Annotated in this window: 17 protein-coding genes and 1 pseudogene; 14 read left to right on the forward strand and 4 right to left on the reverse strand. The window is 69.0% G+C overall.

What is annotated here, in order from left to right; genetic code table 11:
- The first annotated feature begins 44 nt into the window (after positions 1–44).
- Entirely contained in the window at positions 45–1,067 is a 1,023-nt protein-coding gene (gene trpS / locus AB0M47_RS07250) for a tryptophan--tRNA ligase (RefSeq protein WP_363409811.1), read from the forward strand.
- Positions 1,068–1,098: 31 nt separating this feature from the next.
- On the opposite strand, the gene AB0M47_RS07255 is transcribed toward trpS, so the two are convergent.
- From AB0M47_RS07255 to AB0M47_RS07265, 3 genes are all read right to left on the reverse strand, one after another.
- A complete protein-coding gene (locus AB0M47_RS07255) occupies positions 1,099–2,706 on the reverse strand; it encodes a glycoside hydrolase family 13 protein (RefSeq protein ID WP_363409998.1) in 1,608 nt (535 codons plus the stop codon).
- Between the two features lie 46 nt (positions 2,707–2,752).
- The gene (locus tag AB0M47_RS07260) at positions 2,753–4,207 is read right to left on the reverse strand and encodes an alpha-amylase family protein (protein ID WP_363409814.1); all 1,455 of its coding nucleotides are present in this window, start codon (positions 4,205–4,207) and stop codon (positions 2,753–2,755) included.
- Between the two features lie 260 nt (positions 4,208–4,467).
- Positions 4,468–5,484 carry a LacI family DNA-binding transcriptional regulator gene (locus tag AB0M47_RS07265; protein ID WP_253758102.1) on the reverse strand — a complete coding sequence of 339 codons (1,017 nt, stop codon included), beginning with the start codon at positions 5,482–5,484 and terminating at the stop codon, positions 4,468–4,470.
- 162 nt (positions 5,485–5,646) lie between these two features.
- On the opposite strand from AB0M47_RS07265, the gene AB0M47_RS07270 reads away from it, so the two are divergent.
- The 12 genes and pseudogenes from AB0M47_RS07270 (at position 5,647) to AB0M47_RS07325 (ending at position 19,988) form a co-directional block, all read left to right on the forward strand.
- Positions 5,647–6,906, forward strand: coding sequence for a maltose ABC transporter substrate-binding protein (locus AB0M47_RS07270; protein WP_253758100.1), 1,260 nt, complete (start codon positions 5,647–5,649; stop codon positions 6,904–6,906).
- 13 nt (positions 6,907–6,919) lie between these two features.
- A complete protein-coding gene (locus AB0M47_RS07275) occupies positions 6,920–8,623 on the forward strand; it encodes an ABC transporter permease subunit (protein ID WP_363409818.1) in 1,704 nt (567 codons plus the stop codon).
- Positions 8,620–9,468: a sugar ABC transporter permease gene (locus AB0M47_RS07280; protein ID WP_363409821.1), complete on the forward strand. Its 849-nt coding sequence runs from the start codon at positions 8,620–8,622 to the stop codon at positions 9,466–9,468. Before AB0M47_RS07275 ends, AB0M47_RS07280 begins: the two co-directional genes overlap by 4 nt.
- Positions 9,469–9,539: 71 nt before the next feature.
- Positions 9,540–11,351, forward strand: a complete 1,812-nt coding sequence (locus AB0M47_RS07285) for a glycoside hydrolase family 13 protein (protein ID WP_363409824.1) — start codon at positions 9,540–9,542, stop codon at positions 11,349–11,351.
- A gap of 10 nt (positions 11,352–11,361) precedes the next feature.
- Positions 11,362–11,709: a hypothetical protein gene (locus AB0M47_RS07290; RefSeq protein WP_363409827.1), complete on the forward strand. Its 348-nt coding sequence runs from the start codon at positions 11,362–11,364 to the stop codon at positions 11,707–11,709.
- A gap of 266 nt (positions 11,710–11,975) precedes the next feature.
- Positions 11,976–13,043 carry a BMP family ABC transporter substrate-binding protein gene (locus AB0M47_RS07295; RefSeq protein WP_363409830.1) on the forward strand — a complete coding sequence of 356 codons (1,068 nt, stop codon included), beginning with the start codon at positions 11,976–11,978 and terminating at the stop codon, positions 13,041–13,043.
- Positions 13,044–13,344: 301 nt separating this feature from the next.
- Entirely contained in the window at positions 13,345–14,805 is a 1,461-nt protein-coding gene (locus AB0M47_RS07300; protein ID WP_363410001.1) for an ABC transporter ATP-binding protein, read from the forward strand.
- Entirely contained in the window at positions 14,802–16,238 is a 1,437-nt protein-coding gene (locus tag AB0M47_RS07305; protein WP_363409833.1) for an ABC transporter permease, read from the forward strand. Before AB0M47_RS07300 ends, AB0M47_RS07305 begins: the two co-directional genes overlap by 4 nt.
- Positions 16,239–16,240: 2 nt before the next feature.
- Positions 16,241–17,512 carry an ABC transporter permease gene (locus AB0M47_RS07310; protein WP_363409836.1) on the forward strand — a complete coding sequence of 424 codons (1,272 nt, stop codon included), beginning with the start codon at positions 16,241–16,243 and terminating at the stop codon, positions 17,510–17,512.
- Positions 17,512–17,880: pseudogene (locus AB0M47_RS07315) on the forward strand (cytidine deaminase); the annotation flags it as partial. The gene AB0M47_RS07310 and the pseudogene AB0M47_RS07315, both read left to right, overlap by 1 nt.
- Before the next feature lie 148 nt (positions 17,881–18,028).
- The gene (locus AB0M47_RS07320) at positions 18,029–19,303 is read left to right on the forward strand and encodes a thymidine phosphorylase (RefSeq protein WP_363409839.1); all 1,275 of its coding nucleotides are present in this window, start codon (positions 18,029–18,031) and stop codon (positions 19,301–19,303) included.
- A 4-nt stretch (positions 19,304–19,307) separates the two neighbouring features.
- Positions 19,308–19,988: a DUF4272 domain-containing protein gene (locus tag AB0M47_RS07325; protein ID WP_253758084.1), complete on the forward strand. Its 681-nt coding sequence runs from the start codon at positions 19,308–19,310 to the stop codon at positions 19,986–19,988.
- A gap of 4 nt (positions 19,989–19,992) precedes the next feature.
- Here AB0M47_RS07325 and AB0M47_RS07330 read toward each other — a convergent pair whose 3' ends face one another.
- The gene (locus AB0M47_RS07330) at positions 19,993–20,799 is read right to left on the reverse strand and encodes a putative RNA methyltransferase (RefSeq protein WP_363409842.1); all 807 of its coding nucleotides are present in this window, start codon (positions 20,797–20,799) and stop codon (positions 19,993–19,995) included.
- A 24-nt stretch (positions 20,800–20,823) separates the two neighbouring features.
- Here AB0M47_RS07330 and AB0M47_RS07335 point away from each other — a divergent pair, with 24 nt between their 5' ends.
- A complete protein-coding gene (locus AB0M47_RS07335; RefSeq protein ID WP_363409845.1) occupies positions 20,824–21,927 on the forward strand; it encodes an adenosine deaminase in 1,104 nt (367 codons plus the stop codon).
- Positions 21,928–22,210 lie beyond the last annotated feature (283 nt).

Here is a 22,210-nt window from a genome sequence, read left to right on the forward strand (position 1 = left end):
CGGGGCGGTCGGTACGCCGGCACGAAGGCTGGAACAATAGGTCCATGTCTGTTGCGCCGACCGATCGCCGTCCCCGGGTGCTGTCCGGGATCCAGCCCACCGCGGACTCGTTCCACCTGGGCAACTATCTCGGCGCGGTCCGCAACTGGGTGACCATGCAGGACACCTGCGACGCGTACTACATGGTCGTCGACCTGCACGCGATCACCGCGGGCCACGACGCGAAGGTGCTCCGCGACCGGACCCGAGTGAGCCTGGCCCAGTTGCTGGCGTTCGGCATCGACCCGACGCGCAGCACCCTGTTCATCCAGTCGCACGTCCCCGAGCACGCGCAGCTGGGCTGGGTGCTCAGCTGCATCACGGGCTTCGGCGAGGCGTCCCGGATGACCCAGTTCAAGGACAAGTCGGCCAAGCAGGGCGCCGAGCGGTCCAGCGTCGGACTGTTCACCTACCCGATCCTGCAGGCCGCCGACATCCTGCTCTACCAGGCCGACGCCGTGCCGGTCGGCGAGGACCAGCGCCAGCACCTGGAGCTGACCCGCGACCTGGCCCAGCGGTTCAACCACCTCTTCGGCAAGACGTTCACGCTGCCGGAGGCGTACATCCCGAAGGAGACCGCGAAGATCCTCGACCTCCAGGACCCGACGGCGAAGATGTCGAAGTCGTCGTCCTCGCCGACCGGCCTGCTGGAGATCATGGAGGACAAGGCGCGCTCGGCGAAGAAGATCAAGTCGGCGGTGACCGACACCGGTCGCGAGATCCTCTTCGACCCCGAGGACAAGCCCGGGGTGAGCAACCTGCTGACGATCTACTCGGCGCTGTCCGGCCGGACGATCGAGGACCTGGTCGCGGCGTACGCGGGCAAGGGCTACGGCGACCTGAAGAAGGATCTCGCCGAGGTCTTCGTCGACTTCGTGACGCCGATCCAGGCGGCCACCCGGGAGTACCTCGACGACCCGGCGCAGCTGGACAAGATGCTGGCGATCGGCGCCGAGAAGGCGCGCGCGGTGGCGTCCCAGACGCTCGCCACGGTCTACGACCACGTCGGCTTCATCCCCGCTAAGTAGCGGACGCTACTTAGCGGGGAGCGGCCGCTGATCAGGCGGTGAGGTAGGCGGTGGTGTCGGCCGGGAGGCGGCCGTCGCCGTCGAGCGGACCGCTCGCCAGCAGCACCGCCGAGCCGTAGGACGCCAGGTCGACCGGCTCGCCGGAGACGTTCGCGACGACCACGAGGCCGGGCTCCCGCCGCAGCGCCAGTACGCCGGTCGGGCTGTCCAGCCAGGTCAACGTGCCGCCGCCGAGCCCGGGCTGCTCCTTACGTACGCGCAGCGCCGAGCGGTAGAGGTTGAGCGTCGACGCCGGATCGTTCTCCTGCGCCTCCGCGGTCAGCGCCGCCCACGACGCCGGCTGCGGCAGCCACGGCCGGGCCGATCCGGCCGGGCCGAAGCCGAATCCGGTCTCGGCGCCGCCCGACCAGGGCAGCGGCACCCGGCAGCCGTCCCGGCTCTCGCCCGTACGCCGGAACGCGGGGTCTTCCCGCAGCTCGTCGGGCAGGTCGAGAACCTCGTTGAGGCCGAGTTCCTCGCCGTTGTAGAGGTACGCCGAGCCGGGCAGTGCGAGCATGAGCAGCGTTCCAGCGCGGGCACGGGCGAGCCCGAGGTCGCCGTCGCCGTACCGGGTCACGTGGCGGTGCTTGTCGTGGTTCGACAGGACCCAGGTGGTCGGCGCGCCGACGAGGTCGGCCTCGGCAAGCGACTTGTCGATGATGGTCCGGAACGACTCGGCGTCCCACGAGGCCATCATGAAGTCGAAGTTGAAGGCCTGGTGCAGCTCGTCGGAGCCGATGTAGCGGGCCAGCCGCTGAGCGTCGGGCACCCACGCCTCGGCGACGGCCATCCGGCCACCGGCGTACGAGTCGAGGATCGGCCGCCATTCGCGGTAGATCTCGTGGACCCCGTCCTGGTCGAAGTAGGGCAGCGTGTCGTTGCCGATCATGACGACCTGACGTTCGCCGTCGGCGCTCGTGCGGCCGACGTTCGGCAGCCCGTCAGCCTTGATCATCCCGTGGGCCACGTCGATCCGGAAGCCGTCGACGCCGCGGTCCAGCCAGAACCGCAGGATGTCGCGGAACTCGGCGCGGACCGCCGGGTGCTCCCAGTTGAAGTCGGGCTGACCGGGGTCGAACAGGTGCAGGTACCACTGCCCGTCGGGAATTCGGGTCCAGGCCGGTCCGCCGAAGATGGACTCCCAGTCGTTCGGCGGCAGCTCACCCTGCTCGCCCTGGCCGTCGCGGAAGACGAACAGGGCGCGCTCGGCCGAGCCGGGGCCGGCGGCCAGCGCCGCCTGGAACCATTCGTGCTCGTCGGAGCAGTGGTTGGGGACGAGGTCGACGATGATCCGGATGCCCAGCGCATGGGCGTCGGCGGTCATCTCGTCGAAGTCGGCGAGGGTGCCGAAGCGGGGGTCGACGTCGCGGTAGTCGGCCACGTCGTAGCCGCCGTCGGCCAGCGGCGAGGTGTAGAACGGGCTGAGCCAGATGGCGTCGATGCCCAGATCCTTGAGGTAGGGCAGCTTCTGGCGTACCCCTCGCAGGTCACCGGTGCCGTCGCCGTCGCCGTCGGCGAAGCTGCGCGGGTAGATCTGATAGACGACCGCGTCGCGCCACCAGTCGTCGTTGCCCAGGATCGTCTCGGCCGGGGCGGCGATCGTACTCACAGGATGGTTCCTTTCGGCGGGGGTGGGTCCGTGCAACTCAGCGTGAAGTCAGGTCGAAGGCCAGCGCGCTCTGCGCGGGAATGGTGAGGGAAGCCTGGCCCGAGGCGTCGACGGTGACGGCGGTGCCGTGGATTCGGTCGCGGTAGGTCCCGGCCGGAAGTCCGGTCTCGACGGTCCGGGTCACGGCGGCGGCTGCGCGGTTCAAGGCGAAGTATCCCTTGCCCGTACGCGCGAAGCCGAGTTGGTCGTCCGTGGTCCACCACTGCGAGACCGGCGCGTCGCCGACCGCCGTCCGGAAGGCGACCAGGTTCAGCAGCGAGCGGTGCTCGCACTCCCAGCCGTGGCCGCAGGAGACCGGCAGCGTGACGCCCTTGGCGTCGGCCGGCGGGCCGGCGTCGTAGGAGTCGAAGGTGAAGCTCGACATCACCAGCGGCGTCCCATACGGGTACGCCAGCATGAACTGCCCGGCGAGCGTATGCAGCGCGCCGTCCTTGTAGGTCAAAGTAGTGCCACCGCGCTGGCTGTCGTGACTGTCCACATAGACCACGGAGGAGGCCGACGGCTTGTAGTCGACCAACGGCGTGCCCGATTCGTCGCCGAGTCCTTCGAGATTGGCCAGGCTGCCACCGGTACGCAGCGCCCGGGCGAGGTCCGGGCCGTACCGGGGTTCGAGAACCGCGCCGTAGGGGAGGTACTCGTCGGCCTGGATCGGTTCGCTGACGCTGAAGAGGACTTCCTGGTACAGCACGGGCACGGTCCCGCCGGCCGTCTTGGCCAGCTTGGCGTAGATCGCGGCCAGATCGGTCGCTGGAACGTGCTTGGCGGCGTCGATCCGGAACCCGTCGACGCCCAGCGAGAGCAGATCGTTCAAGTACGCCGCCAGCCGCTGCCGGACCGGTTCGCGTTCAGTCGCCAGGTCGGCGAGCCCGACGAGGTCGCAGTTCTGCACTTCGTCGCGGTTGCTGTAGTCGGAGATCGACTTGCCGCAGTGGTGGAAGTCGGCGGCGCCGTCGTAGCCCGGATAGCCGGTCTGGGTGAACTTCGTCCCGGCCGAGCCGACCCCGTAGAGCTGGGCGGTCATGTGGTTGATGACGGCGTCGGCGTAGATCTTGACGCCCGCCGCATGGCAGGCGGTGACCATCGCCGCGAACGCCGCACGGTCGCCCCGCCGGCTGCCGATCGCGTAGGAGACCGGCTGGTAGTCCTGCCACCACGGGAAGCCCTGATCGGCGAGGACCACGTGCTCCTGTGGCGGGGAGATCTGGACCGCCGCTACTCCGGCCGGGCCCAGCTGGTCGCGGCACTCGGTCGCGACCGACGCCCAGGGCCACTCGAAGAGGTGGACGACGACACCGGTCGGAGCGCTCCCAGCGGACGCCGCAGCCGACGGTAAGGGCTGGGTCGTGGGCTGGGCGTTTGCAAGCGGCGCGGCCGAGCAGCCGGAGACGGCGAGCAGCAGCGCGCATCCGGCCCGCTTTCGCCACCCGCGCACGCTGCTGCTCCTCTCCACCCGCCACCTGACTGGTGACGGGATGAAGAATGCGCCGCAAACCTTGCAAACGTCAAGCAGAAGCTTTCAGCAAGTTTCATCGGCTGGCCGTGCGAGCGTGCGTTGATCATGGAGTTTGCACCCCTGACACGCCGTCGAGGCAGCAGTTAACTCCATGATCAACGGGGCGGGGCGGGGCGGGGCGGGGCGGGCAGGCCGGCGGGGTGGGGTGGGGCGGGGGAGGGGGAGGGGGAACGGTGGGGTCAGCGTGCTTGGGCGGTGGAGCCGCGTACGACCAGTTCGGGGCGGAAGACGTATTCGGAATGCGGCGCCGGATGGCCCAGGATCTCGTCGATGAGTGCCCGGGCGGCGGCCACCGCCATGGCCCGGATGGGCTGCCGCAACGTGGTCAGCGGCGGGTCGGTGAAGGCCATCAGCGGGGAGTCGTCGAAGCCGACCACGCTGAAGTCGTCCGGCACACCGAGGCCCTTCTGCCGCGCCGCCCCGATCGCGCCCAGCGCCATCAGGTCGGAACCGCAGACGACGGCGGTCACCCCGCGGTCCAGTAGCCGGGTCGTGGCGGCGTACCCGCCCTCGACGCCGAACAGCGGGGACAACGAGATCATCGAGTCCATCTCGCGGTCGCTGAGGTGCAGCAACCGGCGCATCGCGTCCCGGTAGCCGGCGATCTTGCGCTGTACCGGCTGGAACCGGTCCGGCCCGGAGATCAGGCCGATCCGCTTGTGGCCGAGCGCGGCGAGATGGGACACCGCAGCATCGGCCGCGGCTCGCTCGTCGACCGAGACGAACGGCGCCTCCAGCCCGTCGACGAACCCGTTGACCAGCACGATCGGCAACGGCCGGGTCAGAAGCTTGCGGTAGCGGTCGGGATCCGACGTCGTGTCGGCATGCAGGCCGGACACGAAGACGATGCCGGCCACCTGCCGGTCGAGCAGCATCTCGATGTACTCGTCCTCGGTCACGCCGCCGGCGGTCTGCGTACAGAGGACCGGGGTGTAGCCCTGTTGGGCGAGCGCCGACTCGATGATCTGAGCGAACGCCGGAAAGATGGGGTTGTCCAGCTCGGGAACTACCAGCCCGACCAGGCCTGCGCTACGTTTGCGCAGCTTGGTGGGGCGCTCGTAGCCCAATACATCGAGCGCCGTCAGCACCGCCTGGCGGGTCTCCGTCGACACCCCAGGACGGTCGTTGAGGACCCGCGAGACCGTAGCCTCGCTCACTTCGGCCTGCCGAGCGATGTCGGCCAGACGTGCACGCATGGCGGAATGCTAACTGAACAGACAAGATCTTGCGGCCAGGGGACTGCAAGGACTTCCACTCCTTGCAAAGTCTTGCTAACGTGCGCGCAACACACAACTGCATACCCCTGGTTGACCCCCTCTGGGCCCGGAAGGTGTGGCCCATCTGAACAGGAGACCTTGATGCGTAGACGTACCGTCTTTGCGGCTCTGGGCGCGGCGGCGTCCGCCTCGGCGCTGGCGGCATGCGGATCGGACAAGGACGAGCCCACGGCGACCCCGTCGAAGGACAAGGGCAACGGCAAGCTGGTCATCTGGGCCGACACCAAGCGCACGGCCGTGCTCAAGAAGTACGCCGACCAGTTCGGCAAGGACAACGGCGTCACCGTCGAGGTCAAGGAGATCAGCGAGAACCTGCAGCAGGTCTTCGTGACCGCCTCGCAGCAGGGCAGCGGCCCGGACGTCGTGGTCGGCGCGCACGACTGGATCGGCAACCTCGTCCAGAACGGCGCCATCGACCCGGTGCAGCTCTCGGCGCAGCAGAAGTCGCTGTTCGCCGCGGCCGCGGTCAAGGCCGTGACGTTCAACGGCCAGATCTACGGCGCCCCGTACGCGCTGGAGAACATCGCTCTCGTGCGTAACACCGACCTGGTGCCGACCGCCCCGGCGAGCATCGAGGACCTGGTCAAGGCCGGGCAGGACCTGAAGAAGTCGGGCAAGGTCAGCGAGATCCTGCTCGACCAGTGCGGCGCTTCGGGCGACGCGTACCATATCTACCCGATCTACTCCTCGGGCGGCGGCTCGCTGTTCGGCCTGACCTCGGCCGGCGACCCGGACCCGAACAACGTCACGGTCAACAGCGCCGACTCGATCGCCGCCTTCACCAAGCTCAAGGAGCTGGGCGAGAAGGGCTCCGGCGCGCTGAAGACCTCGATCGCCGCCGAGAACGTCGTGGCCACCTTCACCGCGAAGAAGGCCGCCTTCTTCATCACCGGCTCGTGGAACATCGCCGACATCAAGAAGGCCGGCATCAAGTACGACATCACCCCGATCCCGGGCTTCGCCGGCGGCAAGCCGGCCCAGCCGTTCCTCGGCGTCCAGGCCTTCTTCGTCGCGAGCAAGGGCAAGAGCAAGGCGATGGCCCAGGAGTTCGTGGCGAACTACGTCACGAACAAGGAGGTCGCCAACGCCCTGTACGCCGCCGACCCGCGTCCGCCGGCGCTGCTGGCCGCGCAGGACGACGCGAAGACCGCCGACCCGGACGTGGCGAAGTGGCTGGACGCGGGCAAGGACGGCCTGCCGATGCCGGCCATCCCCGCCATGAACGAGATCTGGGGCCCGTTCGGCAACGCCGAGGTGGCCGTGATCAAGGGCGGCGACCCGAAGACCGCGGCGGACGCCGCCGCGAAGGCCATCAACGACGCGATCGCGAAGAAGAAGTAGGCAGCGTACGCCGATGACGACGCCGAGCACGACCTCATCCGGGTCGGGTGGCGTGACGGGCGCGGGGGGCTCCGGCTCCCCGCGCTCCGGCCTGCCCGGCCAGCGCGGTTCCGACGCACCGAAGCGTGGGGCCGGCAAGTCCGCCAACTCGTCCGAACATCGTCCCCGAGAGATCACCGTCGGGTTCCTCGTGGGCCGGCTGATCGCGCTCGGCCTCGTCGCCGCCCTTCTGCTCTTCGGACTGCCGCCGCTGATCCGCACCGACAACTGGATCGGGGTCGGCGTACTGGTGGCGGCGGGCGCGGGGATCGCGTACCTCTATCTGACCCGGCGGCACGTGCCGCTCAAGTATCTGCTGCCCGGCACGGTCTTCCTGATCGTCTTCCAGCTCGTGCCGGTGATCCTCACGGTGAGCACGGCGTTCACGAACTTCGGCGACGGCCACCGGGGGACCAAGGAAGAGGCGATCACGGCGATCCAGACCGGCTCGCTGGAGCAGGTCGCCGGGGCGGCGTCGTACAACCTGTCGCCCGCGCTCAAGGACGGCAAGCTGGTCTTCCTGCTGGTGCCGGTCGACGATAAGGGCGACCCGGTGCTGGACCAGGCGAAGGTCGGCACGGCGGACGGCCTGACCGACCTGACCGGGCTCACCGACGCGAACCTGTCGCTGACCAAGCAGCTCTCCGAGGTTCCCGGCTACGACATCCTCAGCAAGCCGGACGCGAGCGCGCGCGGTGACGAGATCGCGAACTTCGCGGTGCCGACCGAGCAGGGCGCGATCAAGTCCAGCGGCCTGAGCAAGGCGGTCGAGCTGAGGGCGGTCCGGGCCTACGACGCGGCGTGCGACTGCGTCACGGACACCAAGACCGGCACGGTCTACCCCGCCGACGAGGCCAAGGGCTACTTCGTCAGTGCCGATGGGACGGTGCTCTCGGGCGGCCAGGGCTGGAAGGTCGGCGTCGGCTGGGCGAACTTCACCCGGATCTTCACCGACAAGACGGTCTCGGGGAACTTCTTCTCGGTCTTCGTCTGGAACGTCGTCTTCGCGCTGTTGTCGGTTCTGACGACGTTCGCGCTGGGCCTGGTGTGCGCGCTCGCGTTGCACTCGCCCCGGATGCGCGGCACCAAGATCTACCGGACGATCCTGATCCTCCCGTACGCCATGCCGTCGTTCGCGATGCTGCTGGTCTGGCGGGACATGTTCAACAAGGACTTCGGCCTGATCAACAACCTGTTCGGCTGGCACATCGACTGGCTCGGCCAGCCGACGACGGCCCGGCTGTCGTTGGTCCTGGTGAACCTGTGGCTCGGCTTCCCTTACATGTTCCTGGTGGCCACCGGCGCTCTGCAGGCCATCCCGAAGGAGCTGACCGAGGCGTCGAGCATCGACGGGGCGACGGCATGGCAGGGCTTCAAGCGGGTGACGCTGCCGCTGCTGCTGGTCGCGTTGACCCCGCTGCTGATCTCCTCGTTCGCGTACAACTTCAACAACTTCAACGCGATCAAGCTGGTCACCGACGGCGGTCCGTACGCCATCGACAACGCCACCGTGGGGGCGACGGACCTGTTGATCAGTTACACGTATCGGTTGGCCTTCGGCGGCATCGCGCAGCTCGGCTTCGCGGCGGCCGTCTCGGTGATCATCTTCACGCTGGTCGCCGTCATGTCGATCATCGGGTTCCGGCGTAGCCGGTCGCTCGAGGAGGTCTACTCGTGACCTGGTTCAAGCGCACGGGCTGGCGGCACCTGGTCGCCGTCGTCGTCGCGATCTTCTCGCTCTTCCCGATCGTCTTCGTGGTCTCGGCCGCGCTCAACCCGCTGGGCACGCTGGCCTCGACCAAGCTGTGGCCCACCGGGGCGGGCCTGGACAACTTCCAGCACCTGTTCACCGACTCCCGGTACCCGTTCGCGCACTGGTTCGTGAACTCGCTGGTCATCGCGCTGATCTCGGCATTCGCCAGCGTCTTCCTGAGCTTCTCGGCGGCGTACTCGTTCAGCCGGATGCGTTTCAAGGGCCGCCGGGTCGGCCTGATGGCGCTCCTGCTGGTGCAGATGTTCCCGCAGTTCCTGGCGATCGTGGCGATCTTCATCCTGTTCACCGACATCACGGAGAACTGGCGCTACATCGGCTTCGACACCACCTCCGGCCTGCTGCTGCTCTACATGGGCACGGCGCTGGGTGTGAACACCTGGCTGATGAAGGGCTTCCTCGACACGGTCCCGAAGGAACTGGACGAGTCGGCCACCGTCGACGGCGCCTCGCACGTCCAGATCTTCTTCCGGATCATCCTGCCGCTGGTCGCGCCGATCCTCGCGGTCACCGCGATGCTCGCCTTCATCGGCACGATGAGCGAGTTCCTGATGGCCAACGTCTTCCTGCGCGACGCCGACTCGAAGACCCTGGCGGTCGGGCTCTACGGCATGGTGGCGGGCGAGCGGAACGTCAACTTCGGCATGTTCGCGGCGGGCACGCTGCTCACCGCGATTCCCACCGTGGGCGTCTTCCTCTACCTCCAGAAATACATCGTCAACGGCCTCACCGCGGGTGCGGTGAAGGGCTAACCATCACCCATGTCGCGACCCCACCCTCGCGTGGGACGAAACGTCGACTTCTCACCAGAAGGGGACGCGACATGCGTCTGATCGATCAACCCCATCACGACGGTTCGCCGCTCTACGTCTCCACCGCCCGCCCCGCGCTGGGCGAGACCGTGACGCTGCGGGTACGCGTACCCGCAGCGTCACGGGTCCGGGAGGTCTGGTTGCGGGGCACCCCGGACGGCGAACCGCGCTTCATTCCCGTACGCCATCACGAGGGCGAGTGGTGGGTCATCCACTACGAAGTGCGGAACCCGGTCACGAACTACCGGTTCTACTTCCTCCGCGAGGAGGGCGAGCCGGTGTGGCTGACCGCCGCCGGGATCGTGGCCGGGGACCTCACCGACGCCACCGACTTCCGGCTGGTCGCCTACGACGCTCCGGCGGAGTGGATGACGGACGCGATCGTCTACCAGATCTTCCCGGACCGGTACGCCCGCTCGACCAGCGCCGGGGCGCTGGACAAGGACGACCTGCCGGACTGGGCGCTGCCCCGGGAATGGGACCTCGACGAGGTGATCGGCCGTGGCCCGGGCACCGCCGAGCAGTTCTTCGGCGGCGACCTGGACGGCGTCGTCGAGCACCTGGACCACATCCAGGCGCTCGGCGTGAACACGGTGTACCTGACGCCGATCTTCCCGGCCCGGTCCAACCACCGGTACGACGCGTCCACCTTCGACGTGGTGGATCCGCTGCTGGGTGGGGACGAGGCGCTGCGCCGGCTGGCCGACGCGGTGCACGCCCGGGGCATGCGGCTGATCGGCGACATCACGACGAACCACTGCGGCGACGCGCACGAGTGGTTCCGGGCCGCCGCTGAGGACCCGGCTTCGCCCGAGCGCGAGATGTTCTACTTCGGCCCGGACTACGGCCTAGCCGATGGGGACTACGAGTCGTGGAACGGGGTCAAGAGCCTGCCCAAGCTCAACTGGGGCAGCGCGCTGACCCGGGAGCGGATGATCGGCGTACTGCGGAAATGGCTGCACGCCCCGGACGGGTCGCCGCTGCTCGACGGCTGGCGGGTGGACGTGGCGAACATGACCGGCCGCCGCGCCGACGAGAACCGTACGCATGAGGTCGCGGCGCTGCTGCGCCGGGAGATCGTCGCCGTGCGCCCGGACGCGATGCTGGTCGCCGAGCACATGCACGACTCGACCGGCGACGTCGACCTGGACGGCTGGCAGGGCACCATGAACTACGGCGGGTTCACCCGGCCGATCTGGACCTGGCTCTGCGAACCCGACACCCCCGACGACTACTTCTTCGGTACCCCGGGCGGGGTTCCTCGGCGTACGGCCGAATCGGTGCTGGACACCGTGCACTCCTTCGGCGGCCGGATGTCCTGGCGCACCCTGGTGCACTCGTGGAACCCGCTGGACTCGCACGACTCGGCCCGGATGCGGACGGTCGCCGGATCCCGCGAGCGGCACCTGGTGGCCGTCGCGCTCCAGATGGCCATGCCGGGTACGCCGATGGTCTTCGCCGGTGACGAGTTCGGCCTGACCGGCTGGAACGGGGAGAACTCTCGGACGCCGATGCCGTGGAACCGGGCGGGCGATCAGGATCAGGAGACGCTTTCGGCGTACAAGTCGCTGGTGAGACTGCGCACCGAGCAGCCGGCGCTGCGCCGCGGCGGCCTTCGCTGGGTGTACGCCGCCGCCGACACACTGGCCTTCCTGCGCGAGTCGCCGGAGGAGACGCTGCTGGTCGTAGCCCGGCGTGCGGCCGGCGAGGCACTCGACTTGGGGATTGGCGACGGCGTGAATCTGTACGGCGGCGCGGACCTCGTGGCAGGCGTCGTTCCGGCGGCAACCGGGCCGGACGTGCAGGTGTGGCGACTGGCGTAAGCTGCGCGGCGTGAAGGATCTCGTTCGGTACATCCTGCTCTACGCCCACCTCATCGGCTTCGCGCTGTTGCTCGGCGGGGCGGTCACCCAGTGGCTGGCCGGGAAGTTCCGGATCAACCAGGCGATGCTGATCGGCGTCTGGACCCAGCTGATCACGGGGATCGCCCTGTCGGCGCCGCTGCGGGGCGAGGGTCACGAGCCGCCGACGGCGAAGCTGATCGTCAAGCTCGTCCTGGCACTGCTGATCTTCGGCGCGGTCTTCCCGGTCCGCAAGCGCGAGGAAGTTTCGAAGGGCCATTTCTACGGCATCATCGGCATGGTTCTCGTGACCGCCGGCGTCGCCGTCTTCTGGCGCTGAGAAGGTACCTCGTTCAGGCCCGCGAAAACGACAAAAGCGATAGATTCCTCAAAGACGGGGATCATGACGGACGGCCGTGGTGACCCAGTGCACCTCTTAGTCACGCGGCCATAACGGGTGCTCAACAACCGGGCACGATGATCCGCTGTTGGGCAGGGAGAGGCGTAATCTCCCGTCCGTAGATTCGTCGCAAGTTGTTTGCAACAGCAGACCTGGACTTGCGACGTCACATGGGAGAGGAGACCGTCTTGCGCCCTGTGCGTGGGATGAAGATTGCCGCGTTCGTCGCGGCCAGCGGCCTGGCGCTGTTCGCCGCCGCGTGTAGCAAGCCCGCCGAGACGCCGAGTGGCGGCTCGACCAGCGCCGCCGGTGCCGCTTTCAAGGCGTGCATGGTCACTGACACGGGTGGCATCGACGACCACTCCTTCAACGCCGGCACCTGGGCGGGCATGGAGAAGGCCAAGGGCGCCAACTCCGCCATCAAGACCAGCTACGTCGCGTCCTCGGCGCAGTCGGACTACGCGCCGAACCTGACGAACCAGGCCAGCGCGGGCTGCCAGTACATCCAGGCCGTCGGCGGCCTGATGGCCGACGCGACCACCGCGGCGGCGAAGGCGAACCCGAAGATCCAGTTCTCCATCGTGGACTCGGGCAACGGCGACCAGGCCAACATCTACCCGATCCAGTTCGAGACCCAGCAGGCCGCGTTCCTGGCGGGCTACCTGGCTGCGGGCTACTCGAAGTCGGGCAAGGTCGGCACCTACGGCGGCATGAAGATCCCGCCGGTGACGATCTTCATGGACGGCTTCGCCGACGGCGTGAAGAAGTACAACGAGGTCAAGGGCAAGAACGTCCAGGTCCTCGGCTGGGACAAGGCCAAGCAGGACGGCCTGTTCACCAATGACTTCGTCAAGCAGGACGCCGGCAAGGCCAAGTCCGACGCGCTCGCCGCGCAGGGCGCCGACGTGATCATGCCGGTCGCCGGTGGCGCCGGTCTGGGCACCGCCGCGAACGCGGGCAACAAGTACACCGTCATCTGGGTGGACTCGGACGGCTGCAACACCACGCAGTACTGCTCCGTCATGCTCAGCACGGTCGTCAAGAACATGACCGACCTGGTGTCCGAGGCCGTCGGCAAGTCCGCGACCTCGAACGGTGCGCTGCTGCCGAACACGGGCTCGAAGGGCACGCTGGAGAACAACGGCGTCTCGCTGGCGCCGTACCACGACTTCGACTCCAAGATCGACGCCACCCTGAAGGCCGAGATCGACCAGCTGAAGGCGGACATCATCGCCGGCAAGATCACGGTCACCTCGCCGGCTCAGCCGAAGTGACCAGTTCTTCCAACTGAGGACGTTCGCGGGTGAGATCATCCCGCTAGGGGTAGATAACCCGCGAACGGCCGGTCCACGCCGGCCGCCCGCCTCCGCGTACTGCGCGCGACAGGTGTGGCGGCCGGTGGGCTTTCGTAGACGAACGTCTGCTACAAAAGACCGCCCGTGTGCTGAAGAATCTTCGCGCACAGGGGTTCACCGGAGGAAAAGGTCACTCCACGCACGGCCTGAGGAGGTCCCGCTGAGACTCGAACTGCGCGGCATCACCAAGCGCTTCGGTGACCTCGTCGCGAACGACCAGATCAGCCTCACCGTGGAGCCGGGCGAGATCCATGCCCTGCTCGGCGAGAACGGCGCCGGCAAGTCGACCTTGATGAACGTCCTCTACGGGCTGCTCCAGCCGGACGAGGGCGAGATCCTGGTCGACGACAAGCCCATCAAGATCAAGGGCCCGAGCGACGCCATCGCGGCCGGCATCGGCATGGTGCACCAGCACTTCATGCTCGTCCCGGTGTTCACCGTGGCCGACAACGTCATGCTCGGCGCGGAACTCGTCAAGGGCGGCTTCCTCGATCACGAGAAGGCCCGCAAGCTCGTCGTCGACGTGTCCAAGGAATACGGGCTGCCGGTCGATCCGGACGCCGTCGTCGAGGACCTGCCGATCGGCGTACAGCAACGGGTGGAGATCGTCAAAGCGCTGACCCGCGACGTCGACCTGCTCATCCTCGACGAGCCGACCGCCGTGCTCACCCCGCAGGAGACCGACGACCTGCTCGAGGTCATGCGCGGGCTGAAGCGGGCCGGCAAGTCCATCGTCTTCATCACCCACAAGCTGCGCGAGGTGAAGGCGGTCGCCGACCGCATCACCGTCATCCGCCGCGGCAAGACCGTGGGTACCGCGCCGCCGTCGGCGCCCGAGTCGGAGCTGGCCGAGCTGATGGTCGGCCGCGACGTGCTCCTGCGGGTCCACAAGGACGTCGCGAAGCCGGGTGAGCCCGTGCTGACCGTGGAAGACCTGGTCGTCGCCGACGACCGCGGTCTGCAGGCGGTCGCCGGCGTCTCCCTGGAGGTACGCGCCGGCGAAGTGCTCGGCGTGGCCGGCGTCCAGGGCAACGGGCAGACCGAGCTGGTCGAGGCGATCATGGGCCTGCGCCCGGTGGCCTCCGGCAAGATCTCGCTCAACGGGGAGCCCATCAACTCCTGGCGGACCCGGCAGACGCTGGACGCCGGGGTCGGTTACATCCCCGAGGACCGCGGGGTCGACGGCCTGGTCCGGGAGTTCTCGGTGGCCGAGAACCTCGTCCTGGACACCTACAACCAGAAGCCGTTCGGTTCGAAGCTCGCCCTCAACCCCGGCAAGATCGACGAGGGCGCCAAGGAGCGGATCGAGCACTTCGACATCCGTACGCGTTCCGCCGGTTACTCGGTGGGCACACTGTCCGGCGGCAACCAGCAGAAGGTGATCGTCGCCCGGGAGATCTCCCGCGACCTGAAGCTGCTGGTGGCGTCGCAGCCGACCCGAGGCGTGGACGTGGGCTCGATCGAGTTCATCCACAAGCAGATCATCGCCGAGCGCGACGGCGGCACCGCCGTCCTCGTCGTCTCCAGCGAACTGGACGAGGTGCTGTCGCTGTCCGACCGCGTCGCCGTGATGTACCGGGGCCAGGTGCTCGCCGTGGTCTCCCCGGACATCCCCCGCGACCAGATCGGCCTGCTGATGGCCGGCGTCACCCAGACCGAGACCCCGGAGGCAGGGGCATGAGCGAGCAAGATCCTCCCGTGGAGCCGGGTGGCGACGCTGCAAGCGAGCCGGAGACCGGCGGCGGTCAGGCCTTCCCGGTCAACCCGACGCCCGTGCCGAGCGCGGCGCAGGCGGAGGCCCTGGCCGGCCAGCCGGTCGCGCCGACCAAGAAGGGCGGCAAACCCAGCCTCGGTCAGGCCTTCCTCAAGGAACTGTGGGCCGACAACAGCTTCACGGTGACGCTGCTGGCCATCGTGCTCGCGGGCGTCGTCGCGGCGGTCCTCATGGTGCTGGGCGACGAGAACACCCGGCAGCAGTGGGCGTACTTCTTCTATCAGCCGGGCACCACCCTGCAGGCGACCTGGGACCTGCTGAGCGTCTCGTTCGGCAACCTGTTCAAGGGGTCCATCGTCGACCCCGACACGTTCAGCCGGTGGGTCTACGGCATGGACGGGGTGACCTGGCAGCGGGTGCTCTACCCGATCTCCGAGACGCTCACCGCGGCGGCGCCGCTGATCTTCACCGGTCTGGCGGTCGCGCTGCCGTTCCGGGCCGGTCTGTTCAACATCGGTGGTCAGGGCCAGGCGATCATGGGGGCGCTGGCCGGTGGCACCGCCGGGTTCGCCCTCGGCTGGTCGTCGCCGTTCGGCTGGATCGCCGCCACCATCGCCGGGGCACTGGCCGGTTTCCTCTACGGCGGGCTCGTCGGCCTGCTCAAGGCGCGTACGGGTGCGCACGAGGTCATCCTGACGATCATGCTCAACTACGTCGCGCTGTACTTCATGAGCTGGTACATCATCCAGCCGTGGGTCAAGAACCCGGAGCGGAGCGACGCGATCAGCAAGCCGATCCCGCCCGACTCGATGTACCCGAAGATCTTCGGCACGACGGCGTCGGACACCGGTCTGCGGGCCAACCTGGCGATCGTGCTGGCCATCCTGGCCGCCTGGGCGATCTCCTGGCTGCTGCGCCGGGGCACGTTCGGCTTCGAGCTGCGGGCGGTCGGCTACAACCCCGACGCCGCCAAGACGGCGGGCATGAAGGTGGGCGCCACCCTCGCGCTGACCATGGCGATCTCGGGTGCGCTCGCCGGGCTCGGCGGCACCTCGATCGCGGTCGGCACGGCCGGCGCGCTGACCGTCGACATGATGGGCCAAGTCGGCTTCAACGGCATTCTGGTCGCACTGTTAGGCCGGGTGAAACCCTGGGGCGTCGTGGCGGCCGGTCTGCTCTACGGAGCGCTGACCGCGGGCGGCAGCAAGATGCAGACAGGCGGGGTAGCCACCCACGCGGACGGCACCACGGTCAACATCCCCGGCATCTCCAACGAGATCGTCGGCGTCATCCAGGCGCTGATCGTCATCTTCGTGGCGGCGCCGCTGCTCGTGCGGGCGATCTTCAAGCTGCGCCGTTCGCCCTCGGCGGCGGCCACCGTCGGACTGGCGAAGGGGTGAGCATGACCGCGTCTACTGCGGACGTCGTGCTGGTCGCACCCGAGGCGACCTGGAACCGCGCGCGCAAGACCGGTGCGGTCCTGGCCGTGCTCGGCCTGATCGCGACCGTCGTGTTCGGCCTGCTGGCCAGCACCAAGACCACCCACTACGCACTCGGCACGACCACCTCCGGGGCGGCCATCCCGATCCCGGGCAAGCTCGGCGCGATCGTCTTCGGACTCATCGCGCTGGGTGCCGGGTTGGCCCTGATGATCACCCAGAAGCGGTTCGGGCTCTGGGTCGGCGTCTCCCTCGGCGCGTTCGTGATCTCGTCCCTGTGCTGGCAGGTCTCCCAGGCCGCCAACGGCGACACCATCCCGCTGGGCTCGTTGGCGCAGCTGACCGTGCTCGCGGCGCTGCCGCTGATCTTCGGTTCGATCGGCGGTGTGCTGTGCGAGCGGACCGGCGTCGTCAATGTCGCGATCGAGGGTCAGCTGCTCACCGGTGCGTTCCTCGGCGCCTTCCTCGGCTCGGTCGCGGGCAGCTACTGGGTCGGCCTGCTGGCGGCGGCGGTCGGCGGCGTGATCATCTCGGCGCTGCTCGCGGTGTTCGCCATCCGGTACCTGGTGGATCAGGTCGTGATCGGCATCGTGCTCAACACGTTCGCCCTCGGCATCACCGGCTACCTGTACGAGCAGATCATGCGGTCGGACACCCAGGCGTACAACTCGCCGCCGCGGCTGCCGGAGTGGGACATCCCGCTGCTGTCCAAGATCCCGATCATCGGACCGGCGCTGTTCCAGGGCACGATTCTCACGTACGCCGCGATGGTGCTGGTCGCCGTGGTCACGATCGCCCTCTACCGCACCCGGTGGGGGTTGCGGACGCGAGCCGTCGGCGAGCACCCGAAGGCCGCCGACACGCTGGGCGTACGCGTCCTGGGGTTGCGCTACACGAACGTGCTGATCGCCGGGGCGGTCGCCGGGTTCGGCGGGGCGTACTTCTCCATGGTCTCCGCGACGAGCTTCACGAAGAACCTGACCGGCGGCGCGGGCTTCATCGCGCTGGCGGCCATGATCTTCGGCCGGTGGCAGCCGATCGGCGCCCTGTTCGCCTCGCTCTTCTTCGGCTTCGCCGGAGCGCTCGCGACCACGCTGGGCTCCATCGCGACCCCGATCCCGAGCGACTTCCTGAACATGCTGCCCTACATCGCGACCATCTTCGCGGTCGCCGGACTGGTCGGCCGGGTACGCGCGCCGGCCGCCGACGGCAAGCCGTACGAGAAGGGTCATTGATGAGCGGAATCGACTGGGGCACACTCCGGAAGGTCGCCGTCGAGGCGATGCATCGGGCGTACGCCCCGTATTCGAAGTTCCCGGTGGGCGTGGCGGGGCTGGTCGAGGACGGCCGGGTCGTCAGCGGCTGCAACGTGGAGAACGCCTCCTACGGGCTGACCCTGTGCGCGGAGTGCGGCATGGTCAGCGACCTGATCCGCACCGGTGGCGGGCGGCTGGTGGCGGTCTCCTGCGTCGACCGCGACGGGGAACCGCTGACGCCCTGCGGGCGCTGCCGGCAGTTGCTGTACGAGCACGGCGGACCGGACTGCCAGGTCGAGACGGCCGACGGGCACACCACCGTCGGCACGCTCCTCCCGGGCGCCTTCGGCCCGGACTACCTATAGTCCGCAACCACCTGCTCGTCGCCCCACCTTGGTAAGTCCCGTTGATCATGGAGTTTCCGGTCGTGACACACCGTCGAGACCACGGTTAACTCCATGATCAACGGGAGAGTTCAGTAAGAGAGGCACCACCATGGGATTCGCCGCAGTCGACGTGATCCGCGCCAAGCGGGACGGCGGCGTACTCAGCGATGAGCAGATCGACTGGGTCGTCGACGCGTACACGAAGGGGTCGGTCGCGGACGAGCAGATGTCCGCGCTGGCCATGGCGATCCTGCTGCGAGGCATGACGCCCGGGGAGATCGCCCGGTGGACCGCCGCGATGATCGCGTCGGGGGAGCGGCTCGACCTGTCGAGCGTGCCCCGGCCGACCGTGGACAAGCACTCCACCGGCGGTGTCGGCGACAAGATCACGCTGCCGTTGACGCCGCTGGTCGCCTCGCTGGGCGCGGCCGTGCCGCAGTTGTCCGGGCGCGGACTCGGCCACACCGGCGGCACGCTCGACAAGCTGGAATCGATCTCAGGCTGGCGGGCGGCGCTGTCCAACGACGAGTTCATCGCCCAGCTCGCCCGAGTCGGCGCGGTGATCTGCCAGGCCGGCGAAGGGCTCGCGCCGGCCGACCGCAAGCTCTACGCGCTCCGCGACGTCACCGGCACGGTCGAGGCCATCCCGTTGATCGCCAGCTCGATCATGAGCAAGAAGATCGCGGAGGGCACCTCGGCCCTGGTCCTCGACGTGAAGGTCGGTTCGGGCGCGTTCATGAAGTCGGTGGACGGCGCCCGCGAACTGGCCCAGACCATGGTCCAGCTGGGCAAGGCCCACGGCGTCACCACGGTCGCGCTGCTCACCGACATGAGCACTCCGCTCGGCCTGGCCGTCGGCAACGCGCTCGAGGTCGAGGAGTCGCTCGAGGTGCTCGCCGGCGGCGGCCCCGCCGACGTCGTGGAACTCACCCTCGCGCTGGCCCGCGAGATGCTCGCGACCGTGGGCATCGAGGCCGACCCGGCCGCCGCGCTGCGCGACGGCCGCGCCATGGACAAGTGGCGGGAGATGATCGCGGCCCAGGGCGGCGACTCCGGCGCACCACTCGCGCGGGCCAAGGAGATCGAAGTGGTACGCGCACCGCAGGCCGGTCACGTGGCGGGCGTGGACGCGATGGGCGTCGGCCTGGCGGCGTGGCGGCTCGGCGCGGGCCGGGCCCGCAAGGAGGACCCGGTGAGCGAGGGCGCCGGCGTACTGCTCAAGGTCAAGCCGGGCGACCTGGTGAACGCCGGGGACGTCCTCTGCGAACTGCACGCCGACGACCCGGCCCGGATTCCGGCCGCGCTCGCCGACGCGACCGGCGCGTTCACCTTCTCGGACGCCGTCGTCGCCGCTCAGCCGCTCGTGATCGACCGGGTAGCGTAGGGCTGTGGCCGAAGTCCTCGCCCCTGACCCGGTCGCCACGCGCCTCGCCAACCTAGCGGAACTGCAACGACTGGGCCTGCCGCTGCCGCCGGAGACCTTCCCGTTCGTCTGGGAGCCCGGCGACCTGGTGTCGCTGCGCCCCACCCGGGAGATCGAGGCCCGCGCCGCGGTCCTCGCCGTCATCCTGGAACGCTGCTTCGGCATGCCGCCCGAGATCGCGCTCGCCTGGCTGGACGAGAACCGACTCAACGACGAGGTCACCGACTTCGAGTTCGACTTCATCAAGGGCGGCGTCGGCGATCACCACGCCTTCGCCCTGCACCTGGACGCGCTGGCGGCGCTGACCTGGGTCCTCGGGCTGAGCCGCCGGCTCGACCCGACCAACCCGCCCGACCCGCACGGTCCGCTGCTGCCCGACTTCGCGGCGGGGGAGTCCTTCGCCCACTGGCGGGCCCGGATGCTGCCGGCACCCCGGGAGACGGAACTGGTGGCGGCCGTCCTCGACCTCTACTACTGCCTCGACTGGGCGTTCCTCGCGGTGGAGGCCGCGGGCGGCGACCGGCCGGGCGTACTGGGGTCGGCGGCGATCGGTCAGCGCCGGTGGGGTCTGGAATGGGCGGTCGTGTTCTCCGGGCCCTATCAGGATCCGCCCGGCGGCTGGGAAGAGATCGACCTCTCCACCTAGCTAGCTAACCGCCGGCGGGGGCGTACGCGGCGACGCGGACGGCGGCGGTGACCGTGGTGACGGCGTCGGCGTCCGGGACGGCCGAGTGGAAGGCGTTGGGACCCATCCCGATAAGGGCGCGTACCTCGTCCGGGGTCAGCCGGAGCGGGAACTCCAGCTCCGCCGCCCCGACCAGGTCGAACTCACGCAGCGTGGCGGCCAGCCGCTCGGCCTTGTCCGGGTCGACGTCGAGCAGGCCGTAGCGCTCCCGCAGCTCGGCGAGGTGCCGCGGCAGCGGCGTGACGACCACCAGGCGGCCGTCCGGGCGCAGGACACGACGGAACTCCGCGCCGTTGCGGGGCGCGAAGACGTTCAGCAGGACGTCGAGACACCCGTCGGCCAGCGGCAGTCCAGCCCACACGTCGGCGAGGACCGCCTCGGCTCGGGGGTGTACGCGAGCCGCCCGGCGCAGCGCGGGCTTCGCCACGTCGAGGGCGATCCCGGCGGCGTCGGGGGCGGCGTCCAGCGCGCCGGCCAGGTAGTAGCCGGTCCCCGCGCCGATGTCCGCGATCAGCGCTGCCGACGGGGGGACGAAGCCCGCCACCGTCGTGCGTACCCCTTGGTAGTGACCGGCCTGCAGGAACGCGGAACGGGCGGCGACCATGTCGGCCGTGTCGCCCTCGGGGAGCTTGCGGCCCGTGCCGAGGTGCACGTAGCCCTGCCGGGCGCGATCGAAGCTGTGGCCGCGCGGGCAGCGCAGCGAGCCGTCGGACCGGTGGAGCGCCTCGTGGCAGACCGGGCAGCGCAGGGCGGCCAGTACGGTGTGGATCAAGTTTCTCTCCGATATCGTCATCACATGGTCGCACCCAGCTACGCCGAGATCGTCAACGCCCCGAAGGCCCTGCTCCACGACCACCTCGACGGCGGCCTGCGACCCGCGACCATCGTCGAGCTGGCCGCCGAGATCGGCCATGAGCTGCCGGAGACCGATCCCGACGCGCTCGGGCGCTGGTTCTCCGCCGCCGCCGACTCCGGTTCGCTGGAGCGCTACCTGGAGACCTTCGGGCACACCGTGGCGGTCATGCAGACCGCGGCGGCGCTGCGCCGGGTGGCCGCCGAGTGCGCGCTCGACCTGGCCTTGGACGGCGTGGTCTACGCCGAGGTCCGGTACGCCCCGGAGCAGCACCTGGAGAACGGGTTGACGCTGGCCGAGGTGGTCGAGGCGGTGCTGGCCGGGTTCGCCGAGGGCACCGCCCAGGCCGCCGCGCTGGGCCGGACGATCCGGATCGGCTGCCTGCTCACGGCGATGCGGCACGCCGCCCGGTCGATGGAGATCGCCGAGCTGGCCGTGGCCTACCGGGACGCCGGGGTGGTCGGCTTCGACATCGCCGGAGCTGAGGCGGGTTACCCGCCGACCCGACACCTCGATGCTTTCGAATATCTACAACGTGAGAATTTTCACTTCACCATCCATGCCGGCGAGGCCTTCGGCCTGCCCTCGATCTGGCAGGCCATTCAGTGGTGCGGCGCCGACCGGCTCGGCCACGGGGTGCGGATCGTGGACGACATCGGCCCGGCGGAGGCGGCCGGTGGGCTTGGCGGCGGCCGGCGGCTCGGGCGGTTGGCGGCATATGTCCGGGATAAGCGGATCCCGCTCGAACTCTGTCCTTCGTCGAACGTCCAGACCGGAGCCGCCCCGTCGATCGCGGAGCACCCGATCGGCCTCCTGCGGGATCTGCGCTTCCGGGCCACCGTCAACACGGACAACCGGTTGATGAGCGGGACGTCCATGAGCCGGGAGATGGCGCTGCTGGTGGAGGCGTTCGGCTACGGCTGGGCCGAGCTGCAGTGGTTCACCATCAACGCGATGAAGAGCGCGTTCATCCCGTTCGACGAGCGACTGGCCATCATCAACGACACCATCAAACCCGCGTACGCGAAGCTGATCGGAACCGCGTAGTCACCTTCAGTCACTCTTGGTGGGATGTCGCAGGCGCGGTATTACCCAAGTGTCCTGATGTTTCTCCCCAGTTGTGGGAACTGGGGCAGGCTGGCCTTTTGCTTTATCGCCCAACGTGATGGAATCTCGGGGGTCCGGCCTAACACGGTCGGCAGTTGATTGCTGAGCAACGGCGTGGCGGATCGCCCACGACTGTGGGTAGCGTGTGCGGGGCCAGCGAGCGCTGCGGGCCGAGGGCGGCCCGTTGTGGGAAGGACGGTGACGTGAGCAAGCGGCCAGGATC

The organism is Hamadaea sp. NPDC051192 (genome assembly GCF_040682475.1).
Classification (GTDB): Bacteria; Actinomycetota; Actinomycetes; order Mycobacteriales; family Micromonosporaceae; genus Hamadaea; species Hamadaea flava.